Below are 15,285 nucleotides of genomic sequence, written 5' to 3' on the forward strand. Positions count from 1 at the left end.
AAAAGCAAACCTCACAGCCCTTTTGAAAAGAGTTGTGAGGTCCGCATATTCTATTTTCAGATTAAGAATCCGGCATTCAAATTAGAGAGCACCAACTTCTTTCAGAGCTGCGTTAGTTCCATGAACAGCCTTTGCGCTTGCCGCAAATTTTGCTTTTTCGTCAGCAGTCAATTCCAGTTCAACGATTTTCTCGATACCGTTCTTACCCAGGATTACAGGAACACCGATACAAAGATCAGATTCACCGTATTCACCTTCAAGCATTACTGAGCAAGGAATCATCTTCTTCTGGTTGTGGATGATAGATTCTACGACATAAGCTCCTGCCGCACCCGGTGCATACCATGCAGAAGTGCCCAGCAACTTAGTCAGAGTAGCACCACCTACCATAGTAGAAGCAACTACTTCGTTCAGCTTTTCTTCGCTCAGCAGTGTGCTGACCGGCTGTCCTTTGTAAGTGGCCAGACGAGCCAACGGAATCATAGTAGTGTCACCATGACCACCGATCACCATACCTTCTACTTCGTTTGCATTGCAACCCAAAGCCTGAGACAAGAAATATTTAAAACGTGAGCTATCCAAAGCACCGCCCATACCGATAACACGGTTTTTCGGCAATCCGAGTGATTTCAATGCCAGATAAGTCATTGTATCCATCGGGTTAGAGATAACTACGATAATAGCATTCGGAGAGTATTTCAAAAGATTTTCTGCTACTGATTTCACGATACCGGCATTTACCCCGATCAGTTCTTCACGAGTCATGCCCGGTTTACGAGGAATACCAGAAGTGATCACAACCACGTCAGAGTTAGCAGTCTGAGCATAATCATTTGTGCAACCAACGATTGTTGTGTCGAAACCCAACAACTGAGCAGTCTGCATCATATCCATTGCTTTACCTTCTGAAACGCCTTCTTTTACGTCCAGCATTACTACTTCGTCTGCCACTTCATTGAAGGCCAGTACATTTGCACATGTAGCACCTACGTTACCTGCGCCTACTACGGTTACTTTTGACATAATACTTATATTTTAATAAAGTTGATAATTAGTTCGTATCGTTTTGGTGACGGCAAAAGTACAACGATAATCGAAATTAAAGAAATTTTTCCATAATAATTTTAGTTAAAGAAAAGTGAATAGACTGTGTTACTCTGTATTGAAATGATTACTTTTGCAGCGTTTTATCATTCAACCTTATAGAATATGAATAAAAAGAATCTGCTGATCATTGCCGTATCTGTTTTGGTGCTCGCGCTCATCGGTCTTACTTATCTGTTATTCTCCGAAAAACAGACTAACCGTGAACTGGTTCAGGAATTCCAATTGGACAAAGAAGATCTTGAAAATGAGTACACTCGCTTTGCACAGCAATATGACGAACTGAAACTGACTGTATCGAACGACTCTTTGGCAGACTTGCTGGCTCAGGAGCAGGTCAAGACGCAACGCCTGCTTGAAGAACTCCGTACGGTAAAGAGCAGTAACGCCACAGAGATAAGACGCCTGAAAAAAGAATTGGCAACACTGAGAAAAGTAATGATCGGTTACATCAATCAGATTGACTCGCTGAATAAACTGACCGCCCAGCAAAAACAAGTGATAGCAGAAGTAACGCAGAAATACAATGCGGCTTCACGCCAGATCAATAATTTGTCTGAAGAAAAGAAGAACCTTAATCAAAAAGTTACATTAGCTGCTCAGTTGGATGCAACCAATATCTGGATTGAACCTCGCAACAAACGTGGCAAAAAAGCTAAAAAAGTAAAGGATATCGTAAAACTGGCCATCGGTTTTACGATTGTCAAAAATATCACTGCCGAAACCGGAGAACGGACACTCTACATCCGGATAACGAAACCGGATAACGATGTATTGACCAAAAGCCCGTCAAACACTTTCCCTTATGAAAACCGTACGTTAGGCTACTCTATCAAAAAGTACATCGAATACAATGGGGAAGAACAAACTATTAACGTATTCTGGGATGTGGAAGAGTTTCTGTATGCCGGCGACTATCGGGTAGACATCTTTGCTGACGGAACGATGATTGGATCGCAGAAGTTCACATTGGACTAAAACTTTAAAACCATATACTTTAAAAGAGGATGCGCCAGAATGGTTACTAAGTAACCGGCTTCTGGCACATCCTCTTTTTTATTACTTCAATTCTATCTTATTGAATGTTTTCCATTTCAATAACTCATGATAGTGGTGATACGATTATTTTGTTCCCTTCCACTATGAATCTCGCAATTTGCAAATCATTCAAAACATTTAATATTTCCCCGACAGGAAGATGACGACTGGCAGAAAAATAAATCCGTTCCTCCAGCAAAGAATGGGAACAGAAAACAATATTTGTGTTATACCATGCCCCAATTTCCTGCATAACATATCTCAGAGTGACATTATCAAAGATAAATAGACCTTCTGTCCAACTCTTTTGCATACAGATATCAGCCTGAGAAATACAGATATCACCTACTCTATCCAGATAAACCTGTTCACCCGGCTTTATCTTACAGACTTGTGTGCTGGCTTTATCGCTGACTTGCACCGAACCTTCATACAGGACAACTTTAGAAGTAGTACCACATCCATAAGAATCAACATCAAATACCGTACCCAATACACGCGTCTGTAAACTCCCGGTCTCTACAATAAAGGGATGTAGAGCATCTCTTTGAACATTAAATCTCGCAGCACCTTCCAACATTACCTGCCGAAGATCACCGGTAAACACTTTCGGGTATTCCAGGCGGCTATTGGCGTTCAACAGCACTTCAGTACTGTCGGGCAAATAAATGGTAACAGTGGTAGCGGGTGGTGTTCTGACTGCAATGATCCCTTTAGCCTCTGTCATCACCAATTTATCAGGCGAATTTACAGAAGCAAACACTTCGACTTCTTGTGATAAAAAGTTTTCCCGGGACAAACCCAAAAACAAAAGTAATGCCACGGAAGCAACTGCTGCAAAGCCGAATAACAAAGTTCGGACTCTCTTCTGCCGTCGGCGAGAGGCAAATGCCTGCCAAGCGATTTCTGTCTCTTCGACAGAAGGCAGGTCACCAAGAGCCTCACCGAAAATATTTTCGAGCCTACGGGGGGCTACATCGTTTTTATTATCCTCTCTCTGTTCCATTTGTTTCCTCCTTTCCGTTCATTTCATTACGTAAAATCCGTAAAGCTTTCGATATATGTTTCTTCACCGTATCCGGACTTATTTCCAACCGTTCTGCCACTTGCCTATAGGTCAGTTTCTCCCAATAACAAAGTCTCAAAATGGTACGCGTCGGTTCGGGCAGGCCGTAAGCAATAGTTTCCGCTTGCCGTAACTGTGCCTCATGCTGTCGATATCCGGTATTCACATCCATCCGCGTAACCTCACGTAAAGCATCCAAATGCTGTTGTTCCACGCGCAGGTGCTTTAACCGATTCAGGCACGTATTACGTGTAGCTGTATAGAAATAAGCATTCTGCGTTTCTGCTTCCAGTCTATCAAAACATTTCCAAGCCTCTTCCATCACTTCGCCAACAATGTCCTTCGCTTCTTCCCGATCGCCCATTAACTGAATGGCATAACGCACCAGACGGGGATATATCTCCACAAACAATTGCCTGAAGCGTTCTTCCCGTGAAACATGTCCACGAAACCGGAATATCGTTAATTTTGCCATAAGCCGACAAAATTAGTGATAATTCTTTTATCAGGCAGATTAAAGGCGCTGCTTTTCACTCTGTCCCGCACCGGTACCTTTATACTTACTCTTAGTTGCATTAAATTTATAAGATATCTGAATACCCAAACGTTGATTATCATTATATGAACGGGTCAGTATATGACTTCTGACTCCATATCCATCCATATAATGATAACGGGTATGAAAAATATCATCGGCTGTAAGTGTTATCATCAGAGCATCTTCCAGAAATGATTTCGACAGACGGGCATTTACCGTACCCTCTCTGTGTCTCAAAGAATAACTTTGTTTGGCTGCTGTCGAAATATTCCCGTTCACATTCAAAAACCAACCATCAGGAAAAGTAAAACTATTGTCAAGCTCAAAATAAAACTGAGGTTCGTTCCAATGCTGGGTTATCCCCAAAGAACGAACATCGGCATCATAAAAATACATGCCTCCATTCAATTGCGGTTGCCAACACCCGATTTTAGGAGAAACATTAAAATTCATTCCATAAGTATCTGTAGTAGGTATGGAGGCCATGGTAAACAACAACACCCCCGGATGGGTTTCATCATTATAAGGTTTGAGGAACCTCGTATATAAATCCAATGTCCTATCAAAAAAGAGATTTACAAACGCCCATCTCGATCCGGCATCCAATATAAAGACATGGTGTTTTTGTGGAACCAGTAAGGGATCTCCGCTACGATACATATATTTACTTGAATATGTAATTGAGCTTGAAAGCATGTGATAGTCGGGATTATTCCTTATTAAGCGATAAGAAAGGGATGCATGCCAGCCTTTATCCTCATATCCTACTAAAGCGACAGGGACTATATCATTATACACCGGACTTTGTTCATCTTGATGAACCCCATATTCATAATAATCCGTTTTTTGATGTTCATAACGCAGCCCCACATCAAAATTGAATTTATCCAAGTGCAGCGAGTAATCGGCAAACACAGAATAAATAGACTGTTTGATATGATCATCGGCGTTGTCAGAAAAACCACTTTGAACAAATATGTCGTGTCTGTTCGTAAACGTTTCCTCCGTACCCAACGACAATGTCCCTTTTCCGAAAGAGCGTTTTACAACCATACGCATAGCATACAAATAGTTTCGGACTTCATTTTCTGATTGGGCAGCTTTATCATCGTTGTTGAGAACTTCATTTGTGGAATTATTCTTTCCCAATAAATAATCAGCATTGAAATCCACATTCCATTGACCGAACGCTCCATTATAGTATCCATTCACCGAATGAGTCCAGGTAGGATAAGTATGTGCATACTGCGAAGAAGATATTTCTTCTGTCTTTTCACCATCCTTATACACAAAATTGTTGCCAAGGTTAGTCTGATTCACAGAACCTACATTCGTACCCGGCATATAACGAGCACCCAAAGAATTCTTGTCATCTAACTCATAGTTGAAACCTACCTCACCGGAGAAATAAACGGCTTTACGAAAACTGGTAGTTCCTCCTCGGACCTCCCATCGGGAAGAAGCGTCAGTTTCCTGATTTAAAATTGATTCCTGGTAATAATTTCCATGTTTCAAGTCACCTTTCACAAATAGATCCAATCCACCCGTACGGTAATTCAAATATAGATTCTCACTGGCATTATAGTCATGTCCCTGAGAAAAAACACCTCGAAAGCCGCCGCTTATCCCTTGTCCTCGCTGACGGATCGTACGGATACGAATGACTGAAGATACATCCGAACCATATTCCACTCCTGGTGTAGTAATCACTTCCGCCGATAAAATATCGTCAGCACGCAAACGCTCCAATTCTCCCTGATCACGTACCTTACGGCCATTGATATAGATAACAGGAACTCCATGTCCCAGAACCATGTATTCCCCCACCCCTCCCGTTACAAAAGGGAGATGGGATATCATTTCCGCAGCAGAGCCCATTTTAGCTAAAGGAGTACCAACGACATTAGCCAATAAACCATTATCTTTATGTACTATTAAAGGATGATCGACACTAATAACCACTTCTTTCATTAATTGGGCATCGGAAAACAAACATACTTTATTCATTGCACCGCAAGGTTGGACTTTGGTCTGATAACCTATATAAGACGTTTTCAAAAGATAATCTTTCCCTTCTTCACCCGGTATCCGGAACGAACCATCCTGATTCGTAACCACTCCGCTCACAAATGTGGAATCAATTCTATTCAGCAGTAGCACATTGGCGCAAACCAAGGGGTTATGTTCCTCGTCATAAACCGTACCTTGAATAATTACCAGACGTTTGTCTATCCCCGCTTTCTGAATAACAAAATAGTTTTCTCGTTCTTTATAAATGAACGGGGTATTTTTCAGAACGATGGAAAGTGCTTCCGATTCGTTTTTTTGATGAATAGAGGCAGTAACATGGTAAGTCTCAGTCTCGTTATAGGAAAAAATAATATGCTTCTCCCCTGCTTTCTCAATCAATTTCAAAACAGCAGGCAGTGGCTTGTCTCTAAGCTCCAACGTGATTTGACCGGCATTCTGAGCCGAAAAAGGATATGCGCACAATAATAATATCACAGCCATCCAGCCTCTTCTGTCGTGTATTCCCCAATTCATTGTTTTTCTATTTTTTAATTAGTTGTTTATTATACTACAACCAAAGTATGCAATCGGGTACGCAATATTACGAAAAAAATAAAGTAGCGACAATCATACATAAATTAGAATATTCCAAGATGTTTCATAGCCTTGACAATATTCCTCAAACCGGTTTGTTTCGGAGAATGTTCAGGTATCAGTTTCATTGACAGTACATGCATTCCTGCCATCCATAACAGGAGACAATATTCCATGAAAGTATGCAAAGACATAGCAAAAAAAGGTAAGAGTACAATGGGTGCTATATCGGCTTTAAACTTCATTTATTGTGTATGAAAGAGGAGAGATTGTCAACGTTGTGCTGACCGGGGCCAATGTTGACGATCGAAACAAAAATGTAATTGATACGCTGACAAACAAGATGTTTGGAAAGCTTTATACCGACAAGGGGTCTCTCTCAATCACTTTTTGGGAAACTTTTTAATGATGGCATTCATATCGTCACCGGTCTTCGTTCAAACATGAAGCAACGCTTGATTTCGATTTATAACAAACTAATGTTACGTAAACGGAGTATTATCGAATCACCCAACGATGCATTGAAAAATAAAAACAATTTATACACATTCACCACCGTAGCGTACATAATTTTCCGATGAACTTGCTTTCTACAATGGAGGCATATTGTTTTTTCAATGTCAAGCCGGAGGTTAACTTCGACTTTGACATAGCCCCATCAGACGGACAGCTTACCATTTGGAATTAAGTCAGTAGAACAATAAAGATTCGGGCGACCATACTTTGGCCGCCCGAATCTTTATTGTCTTGTGATTTTGAGGATTAAAAGGAAATCTTAACCCGAACTCGCGTTCAATAGGGAGTTTACGTAAAAAAACTGTCTTTATAATAAATCAATATTAAACCTGCTTCATATATATTGAAAGAATGATAAAATATTAACTTCTTTTTCATGTTTCGAGTTGAGTACGGTTTTAGTATGAATTGTATTATATGTAACATGAACTATTAGTTTTTGATAGATTCTAATTAAAAACAGACGAGTGATTGTGATTAAGAAAAATATTATAAACAGAAAAACAGACATGAAAAAAGTGAAAATCAATTTATTTTTATTTCTTTTTTTCTCTATCATCTTAGAAGCATGCTCCGACGATTATGCAACTTACAACAATGAACCCACTAAAAATGTAACAACAAGAAACGTCAAAAGCAAAGAACAATATATGGAGCGATTTGCTGAAATATTATCAAAAGCCGTTTTCGAGGAACAAAGTGTCAGGCACTTTTTAAAAGAGGAAGCTTTAAAGAAAATAGATAACGGATATAATATTTTTTATCCCATTGCCAGAGATGGGCAAATAAACAATTGTTCTTTCCGAGATATATTAATAAAGTACGCCAAAGATAAAGAGGAAATAGAGAACATCGAGACAAATGTACCTTTACTAAATATCCACATACCAGAATACGGGAATCTTTTAATAAAAGACATGGATGATGGAGACTTTGAAGTACCGGTTCTATTAGATAGGACATTATACTATAATGGAGTCATAGTAGATACAATTGCTGCTAATGAAATACCTGGATTTAATTTGTTTGTAGTTTGTGAAAGTGCCAGTATAAGAAAAAAACATATACAAACTCGAAATCTTTCAGCTTACCCTTTAAATGAAAATTATGAATTTGTTGATCAGTCTTTTGATCCTACATACTCCGAGAGGACTGCAGGAGTAACACGTGCTTCGGCATATGAAGAGCTTAGTGAAAAATATAAAGATGAAGGCTATGTCCCAATAAAAGATATAGATCCATTGTTGGTGGCAGCCTATAATAAATCCTCCCAAAAGCCCAGGGCGACGAGATCACTTATGTACTATGGCTTAAATAGTATAAGCGAAACTCCCAAAGAAATTCGTCCAGATATCAAAGATTGTATTTTTAGATTTAAGATTGCAGCAGATGCGTTTTCTCGCTTGGAGGATATAGCAACAGGGCAAAACAAGCCATTATTCTATGATAAAGTACAGCAGAAAAAAGGCTCTTTAAGCAGAGAAGAAGTTTTAGGACGTATCTTAACGGGAAGAGCTTTCTGTTTTCTTTTCAGGATCGAAGGAAGTGTAAACGGAAACAACGTAATATCTGAAGGAATGAAGATTTATGTTACCCCTGAAAAATTATTCAATCTTAAAATCAATGAACATAGAAGACATAAAACGATGTTTAGACGTACAAAGTATACCTATACAATTGATAGAAATGGTATTAAGTCCAAATGGTTCTATCCTTTAGATTACGGACACGATACAAGATTGAATGAATGGAACATAGCTAAAGATCCCATTAACAAAAAGGTTGTAGTATATCTTATTAACCCGGATGAAGGAACAACCGCAAAAATCACAGAAACATATTCTTTAACTTATATATCCAATAAAGGAATAGATGGAAGCATTTCTGCTCCAATCATTAAAGGAATCACCCTAGGAATAAATGGAAAATTAGATAATACAACGACAACTCAAAAGACAGTAACAACAGAATATTCTATCACCTAAAGTAATGAACGTATTGACGAGTTCTACTTTGATTTTTTTAATGACTATCCCATTGAATCTGTTTTATCCAATAACGAGTACGTAATTCCTATTAGAAAAGGTAAAGGAATAATAGAAACAAGTATTTTACCAATATCAAATAGTTTCTTTACATTTAAACGATTTAAAAGATGAAAAAACAAGTAACTTTCTTTATCTGCACAATTATTTTGTTGGCTTTGTCGTCTTGTCATAAGGAAGCAGATTATTCTTTAAATAATTCAATCTGGATACATCAATTTCAAGCTGAAGAACGGGTAGAAGGTGGTGTAAAAGCAGTAGGACTTTTCTTCGGAGCAAAAACAATTGAAAAGTATAGCCTTGATAAAGACTACAAAGCATTAAAACTTTTGAACACATTTAACTATGTAAAGGAAGGTAATGAAATTATAATCAATGGTGCATTCAGACAAACAGTGGGAGATAATTATCTTACTTTTGGTGATGGAATGTACTATCGTTCAGAAAAAAGCAAGGGCTCTTTTTTCCAAAAGTAATAAAGAAGGAGGGAGCAATTAAGAATAGGTATTGAAGGAGCAGAGAATAAATAATTCCTCTGCTCCTTTTAATTAAATATTCGTACTACTGCCACTTTTGATCCGAACCATATCAGTAAATCGGGTAAATACCCCCTATTGGGTTGCTCCCGGTCCAGTTATGCGAAGATGCTCAAAACGCAATCTGGAAATCTCCAGATATAAGAATAAAAAGGTTATTGTCTACTATTGCCACGAAACTTTCCTTTCTGCTTCTCTGTTCGTGTTATTGAAAAACAGAAACCTTAAATAAGGTTTTTGAACCAGTAAGCTAAATACCAATTCGCAATAGTTGTTTATTATACTACAGCCAAAGTATGCAATCGGATACACAATATCACGAAAAAAATGATTCGGGAAGACAGGATCAATCCATAGTTGATAAATAAGCAAGTATACAGGCTTTCAGCCTGCTAAGTCTTATTGGATAGAAAAAGACACGATGATACTTAAACAGATGAAAGACAAGACATTCAAAGCACTAAACTCTTGCTGGGAAAAGACTTGCTTTAACACAGTGTTAAAGCTTGCTCTTTAGATTCAAATAACAAGTCATTTAAATGCAAAAGGCTTGTTATTTGCATTTGGAAAAGAAGAAGCCCCAGAATGCGATTAACAATGTTAATTGAAAAAGCGAGAATACATCGCCCGGTATTCAAACATCGGGCCTAAATAACAAAAAAAATTAAATCGTTTTGCTTTTTAAGATTAACCCTTTATATTTGCATCGTTGTTTATGCAATTATTGTTTCTTGTCCTAACAAGGATAACAAGAACAAAACCGGATAAACAAACAACCCGCAAGCATTGTTCTTTAAAATGAAGTATTACCTTTATAATGTATAAGATGCGATGAAAAAAATCCTGTTTCTGTTTTTTCTCCTGACAACTACTTTCTCTCTGAAATCACAGGGAATCCTATCCTTAGATAGTTGCCGTGCATTGGCCATTGCCAACAACAAAGAGTTGTTGATAAGCGGAGAGAAAATAAATGCTGCACACTATCAAAACAAAGCAGCTTTTACGAACTACTTACCCAACTTCTCTGCTACAGGGGCCTATATGCGTAACCAAAAAGAATTCTCGCTGCTCAACAGTGATCAGAAAGCTGCCCTATCGGGCTTAGGAAACAGCATAAGCGGACCACTGCAGCAGGCTGCACAAGTCATCGGACAGCTCCATCCTGAACTGGCCCCGGTTTTGTCGCAACTGGGAGGGGCTATCGTACCGGCCTTGAACGAAGCCGGAAGTTCTATTGTAGACGCATTCCGTACCGATACCCGCAATGTATATGCAGGGGCCATCACCCTGACACAGCCATTATACATGGGCGGCAAAATCCGGGCATACAACAAAATCACTAAATACGCTGAAGAGTTGGCTCGCCAACAGCACAATTCGGGTATGCAAGAGGTGATTCTCAGCACGGATCAGGCCTATTGGCAGGTTATCTCGTTGGTCAACAAGAAAAAACTCGCGGAAAGCTACCTGAAGCTATTGCAGAAACTGGACAGTGATGTAGAAAAGATGATTGCCGAAGGGGTAGCCACTAAAGCGGACGGACTCTCGGTTCGGGTGAAGGTAAACGAAGCCGAAATGACACTGACAAAGGTTGAAGACGGACTCAGCCTTTCGCGGATGCTACTGTGCCAACTGTGCGGCATCGATCTGAGTACCCCCATCGTATTGGCCGACGAAGACATCGACGACATTCCGTTAATGCCTGTTACTACCGACTTTGAGGTTGAAACAGCCTATGCCAACCGGCCTGAAATACGGAGCCTGGAACTGGCAACCAAAATTTATCAACAAAAAATAAACGTAACCCGCTCCGAGCATCTTCCGTCTTTAGCACTGATGGGAAACTATATGGTTACTAACCCTTCCGTATTCAACAGCTTTGAAAATAAATTCAAAGGAATGTGGAATGTAGGCATCATGCTTCAATTACCCATCTGGCACTGGGGAGAGGGCCTCTATAAAGTAAAGGCAGCCAAAGCAGAAGCACGCATCGCTCAGTATCAACTGGAAGATGCCAAAGAAAAAATAGAGTTGCAGGTCAACCAATCGGCCTTCAAAGTGAACGAGGCAGCAAAGAAACTGACCATGGCGAAAAAGAACCTTGAGAAAGCTGACGAAAACCTGCGCTACGCCACCCTTGGATTCGAAGAAGGAGTAATTGCTCCAAGCAACGTACTTGAAGCCCATACTGCCTGGTTGTCGGCCCAATCGGAAAAGATCGATGCACAGATTGATGTGAAGTTAACAGAGATCTACCTGCAGAAGTCATTGGGAACACTGAAATAAAATGAATAAGTAAATTTAGAGAAAGCCAATCTCAATCGTAAATCGTAAAATCGTAAATAAGATGACATCACAAAAATCACAGAACAGCAATATGCTGCTTGCATTCCTCACTCTGCTGGGAGTTATTGTACTGGTTGCAGTTGTCGGTTTCTTCATGCTCCGCAAAGGTCCGGAAATTATTCAGGGACAGGCCGAGGTGACCGAATACCGCGTTTCGAGCAAAGTTCCCGGACGCATTCTGGAATTCCGTGTGAAAGAGGGACAAACAGTACAAGCGGGAGACACTCTCGCCATACTGGAAGCTCCGGACGTAATGGCAAAAATGGAACAGGCACGTGCAGCTGAAGCCGCTGCTCAGGCACAAAACGAAAAAGCAATCAAAGGGGCACGTCAGGAACAGATCCAGGCAGCTTATGAAATGTGGCAAAAGGCGATAGCCGGTGTTGATATAGCAGAGAAATCATATAAGCGTGTTAAAAATCTGTTCGACCAGGGAGTCATGCCTGCGCAAAAACTGGACGAAGTCACTGCGCAACGTAATGCAGCCATCGCCACAGAAAAAGCAGCAAAGGCCCAATATACCATGGCTAAAAACGGTGCCGAACGTGAGGACAAAATGGCTGCCGCCGCTTTGGTAGACCGTGCCAAAGGAGCTGTTGCCGAAGTGGAATCGTACATCAAAGAGACTTATTTGATTGCTCAGACAGCCGGAGAGGTTTCTGAGATATTTCCCAAAGTGGGCGAGCTGGTAGGCACAGGCGCACCGATTATGAACATTGCAGTGATGGATGACATGTGGGTGACATTCAATGTGCGCGAGGATTTATTGAAGAACCTGACAATGGGATCTGAATTTGACGCTATCGTGCCCGCACTGGACAACAAAACGATTCGCCTGAAAGTATACTACATGAAGGATCTGGGTACTTACGCTGCCTGGAAAGCAACTAAAACTACAGGACAGTTCGATCTGAAAACTTTCGAAGTAAAAGCTACTCCGGTTGAAAAAGTAGACAATCTGCGTCCGGGAATGTCAGTCATCCTTAAAAAATGAAAGAAAGAGAAAAGAAATATATAGCCCTCTGGCTGGTCATGAAGCGCGAATGTCGCCGTCTTGTGTCCCGTCCGCTCTATCTCTTCTGCATGGTGATAGCCCCGTTATTCTGCTATATTTTCTTCACCACGCTGATGGACTCGGGGCTGCCCACCGACATGCCTGTCGGCGCTGTCGATCTGGACAACTCAACCAGTTCGAGAAATATCCTCCGCAATTTGGATGCCTTCGGGCAAACGGCTATCGTGGCCCGTTATGGAAGTGTGAATGAAGCCCGCACTGCAATGCAGGAAGGCAAAATTTATGGGTTCTTCTATATTCCCAAAGGGTTGTCGGCCGATGCTCAAAGCCAACGACAACCCAAAATATCTTTCTATACCAACAACTCGTACCTGATTGCCGGCTCACTGCTTTTCAAAGACATGAAGATGATGTCCGAGCTTGCATCAGGGGCAGTCAGCCGTTCGGTACTGTACGCTAAAGGTGCAACAGAGGACCAAGCCATGGGATACCTCCAACCGATAGTCATCGATACACACCCGATACAGAATCCATGGTTGAACTACTCGGTCTACTTGTGCAACACCCTTGTACCGGGAGTACTTATGCTGATGATATTCATGGTAACGGTATTCTCCATCGGCGTGGAAATCAAAGACCGTACCGCACGTGAGTGGTTGCGGCTGAGCAATAACTCCATTTATATCGCATTGGCAGGTAAACTTCTTCCACAAACGGTAGTGTTCTTCATCATGGGTATATTTTATAATGTATACTTGTACGGATTCCTGCATTTCCCATGCAACAGTGGCATCCTCCCTATGCTGCTGGCCACTTTGTGCCTTGTACTGGCTTCACAATGTTGTGGCATCGTGATGATAGGCACTTTGCCTACACTCCGCCTCGGATTGAGTTTTGCATCATTATGGGGAGTCATCTCTTTCTCCATATCGGGGTTCTCTTTCCCGGTAATGGCTATGAATCCGGTATTGCAGGCATTGAGCAACCTGTTCCCACTACGGCATTACTTTCTCATTTACGTAGACCAGGCACTCAACGGATACAGTATGGCTTATTCCTGGTCCAATTATATGGCGTTATTGATTTTTATGTTACTTCCTTTCTTCGTGGTTCACCGGTTGAAGGAAGCTTTGATATACTATAAATACATGCCCTAATGAAAGATATAAAATTAAAAGATAAAATAACACAAGGAGTCAACGACCTGTTTTATATCTGGAAACGGGAGTTTGGAACCACCTTCCGTGACCAGGGAGTATTGATTTTCTTCGTACTCGTGCCATTGGTATATCCGTTGATTTATAGCTTCATCTATACCAACGAAGTGGTGCGCGAAGTGCCCGCAGTGGTAGTAGACGATTCACGCTCTTCACTCAGCCGCGAATATCTGCGCAAAGTGGACGCCACTCCCGATATAGAAATCGTAGCGTATTGTGCAGATATGGAAGAAGCCAAACAAATGCTGAAAGACCGTCTGGCTTATGGCATCATTTATATCCCCAAAGAATTTAGTGATAACATAGCACAAGGTAAACAGACTCAGGTAAGTATTTATTGTGATATGAGCGGACTGCTATATTACAAAAGTATGCTTCTGGCTAACACAGCCGTATCTTTAGACATGAACGAAGATATCAAAATAACCCGTTCGGGCAATACCACCGACCGCCAGGATGAGATCACAGCCTACCCCATCGAATATGAAGACGTGGCAATGTTCAATCCGACTAACGGTTTTGCCGCTTTCCTGATACCGGCAGTACTGATCCTGATTATTCAGCAGACTTTACTGTTGGGTATCGGACTTTCTGCCGGCACCGCCCGCGAAAACAACCGCTTCAAAGATCTGGTGCCCATTAACCGGCATTACAACGGCACGCTGCGTATTGTAATGGGTAAAGGACTAAGCTATTTCATGGTCTATTCGCTCGTATCTGTTTACGTACTTTGTGCGGTTCCCCGCATGTTCAGCCTCAACCAGATCGGACAACCGGGTACATTAGCGTTATTTATCCTTCCCTATCTGATGGCTTGCATCTTCTTTGCCATGACTGCGTCCATTGCCATCCGTAACCGGGAAACGTGCATGCTGATATTCGTCTTCACGTCTGTTCCGTTACTGTTTATTTCAGGAATCTCCTGGCCGGGAGCAGCCATACCGCCGTTCTGGAAATATTTCTCTTATATATTCCCGTCTACTTTCGGCATTAACGGATTTGTGCGGATCAATAACATGGGGGCGACACTGAGTGAGATCCCATTTGAATATAAAGCGTTATGGATACAAACGGGATTCTACTTCCTGACTACCTGTTGGGTATATCGCTGGCAGATCATCAAGAGCCGTAAGCATGTCATTGATAAATACAAAGAAATGAAAGGCAAAGGAAAACCTATTCTTTCATAATCACATACACATATTTATTCCGGATTTATCCGGAAATACCTGCTATTGCAATTCAACCCGAAAATATATC

The 15,285-nt window shown here is 41.0% G+C and carries 12 protein-coding genes and 1 pseudogene; 9 read left to right on the forward strand and 4 right to left on the reverse strand.

Annotated elements, in window-relative coordinates; translation table 11 throughout:
• Nucleotides 1-81: 81 nt before the first annotated feature.
• Entirely contained in the window at nucleotides 82-1,023 is a 942-nt protein-coding gene (mdh, locus tag QK890_RS18130) for a malate dehydrogenase (protein ID WP_005782497.1), read from the reverse strand.
• Nucleotides 1,024-1,209: 186 nt separating this feature from the next.
• Between mdh and QK890_RS18135 the strand changes: the two genes are divergently transcribed.
• Nucleotides 1,210-2,082, forward strand: coding sequence for a hypothetical protein (locus QK890_RS18135; RefSeq protein ID WP_005782494.1), 873 nt, complete (start codon nucleotides 1,210-1,212; stop codon nucleotides 2,080-2,082).
• A 124-nt stretch (nucleotides 2,083-2,206) separates the two neighbouring features.
• On the opposite strand, the gene QK890_RS18140 is transcribed toward QK890_RS18135, so the two are convergent.
• From QK890_RS18140 to QK890_RS18150, 3 genes are read right to left on the reverse strand one after another with little or no spacing between them, the layout of a single operon-like run.
• Nucleotides 2,207-3,148 carry a FecR family protein gene (locus QK890_RS18140; protein WP_220576117.1) on the reverse strand — a complete coding sequence of 314 codons (942 nt, stop codon included), beginning with the start codon at nucleotides 3,146-3,148 and terminating at the stop codon, nucleotides 2,207-2,209.
• Nucleotides 3,129-3,683, reverse strand: a complete 555-nt coding sequence (locus QK890_RS18145; protein WP_220576116.1) for an RNA polymerase sigma-70 factor — start codon at nucleotides 3,681-3,683, stop codon at nucleotides 3,129-3,131. Before QK890_RS18145 ends, QK890_RS18140 begins: the two co-directional genes overlap by 20 nt.
• Nucleotides 3,684-3,722: 39 nt before the next feature.
• Nucleotides 3,723-6,290: an outer membrane beta-barrel protein gene (locus QK890_RS18150; RefSeq protein ID WP_220576115.1), complete on the reverse strand. Its 2,568-nt coding sequence runs from the start codon at nucleotides 6,288-6,290 to the stop codon at nucleotides 3,723-3,725.
• Nucleotides 6,291-6,422: 132 nt separating this feature from the next.
• On the opposite strand from QK890_RS18150, the gene QK890_RS18155 reads away from it, so the two are divergent.
• The 8 genes and pseudogenes from QK890_RS18155 (at nucleotide 6,423) to QK890_RS18190 (ending at nucleotide 15,215) form a co-directional block, all read left to right on the forward strand.
• The gene (locus QK890_RS18155) at nucleotides 6,423-6,608 is read left to right on the forward strand and encodes a transposase (protein WP_186993680.1); all 186 of its coding nucleotides are present in this window, start codon (nucleotides 6,423-6,425) and stop codon (nucleotides 6,606-6,608) included.
• A 22-nt stretch (nucleotides 6,609-6,630) separates the two neighbouring features.
• Nucleotides 6,631-6,931 (forward strand): annotated as a pseudogene (locus tag QK890_RS18160) (transposase).
• Between the two features lie 408 nt (nucleotides 6,932-7,339).
• Nucleotides 7,340-8,851: a hypothetical protein gene (locus QK890_RS18165; RefSeq protein ID WP_233481204.1), complete on the forward strand. Its 1,512-nt coding sequence runs from the start codon at nucleotides 7,340-7,342 to the stop codon at nucleotides 8,849-8,851.
• 170 nt (nucleotides 8,852-9,021) lie between these two features.
• Complete coding sequence (locus QK890_RS18170) at nucleotides 9,022-9,387, forward strand: hypothetical protein (protein WP_005811130.1); 366 nt, start codon at nucleotides 9,022-9,024, stop codon at nucleotides 9,385-9,387.
• An 891-nt stretch (nucleotides 9,388-10,278) separates the two neighbouring features.
• Nucleotides 10,279-11,733: a TolC family protein gene (locus tag QK890_RS18175; RefSeq protein WP_367627501.1), complete on the forward strand. Its 1,455-nt coding sequence runs from the start codon at nucleotides 10,279-10,281 to the stop codon at nucleotides 11,731-11,733.
• Nucleotides 11,734-11,794: 61 nt separating this feature from the next.
• On the forward strand, nucleotides 11,795-12,787 hold the full coding sequence (locus tag QK890_RS18180) for an HlyD family secretion protein (RefSeq protein ID WP_005782476.1): 993 nt from the start codon (nucleotides 11,795-11,797) through the stop codon (nucleotides 12,785-12,787).
• Entirely contained in the window at nucleotides 12,784-13,965 is a 1,182-nt protein-coding gene (locus QK890_RS18185; protein ID WP_005782473.1) for an ABC transporter permease, read from the forward strand. Before QK890_RS18180 ends, QK890_RS18185 begins: the two co-directional genes overlap by 4 nt.
• Nucleotides 13,965-15,215, forward strand: a complete 1,251-nt coding sequence (locus QK890_RS18190; protein ID WP_005821957.1) for an ABC transporter permease — start codon at nucleotides 13,965-13,967, stop codon at nucleotides 15,213-15,215. Before QK890_RS18185 ends, QK890_RS18190 begins: the two co-directional genes overlap by 1 nt.
• The last annotated feature ends 70 nt before the right edge of the window (nucleotides 15,216-15,285 follow it).

Origin of the sequence: Bacteroides sp. NGMCC 1.200775 (assembly GCF_040798045.1) — a bacterium.
Lineage (GTDB): Bacteria > Bacteroidota > Bacteroidia > Bacteroidales > Bacteroidaceae > Bacteroides > Bacteroides hominis.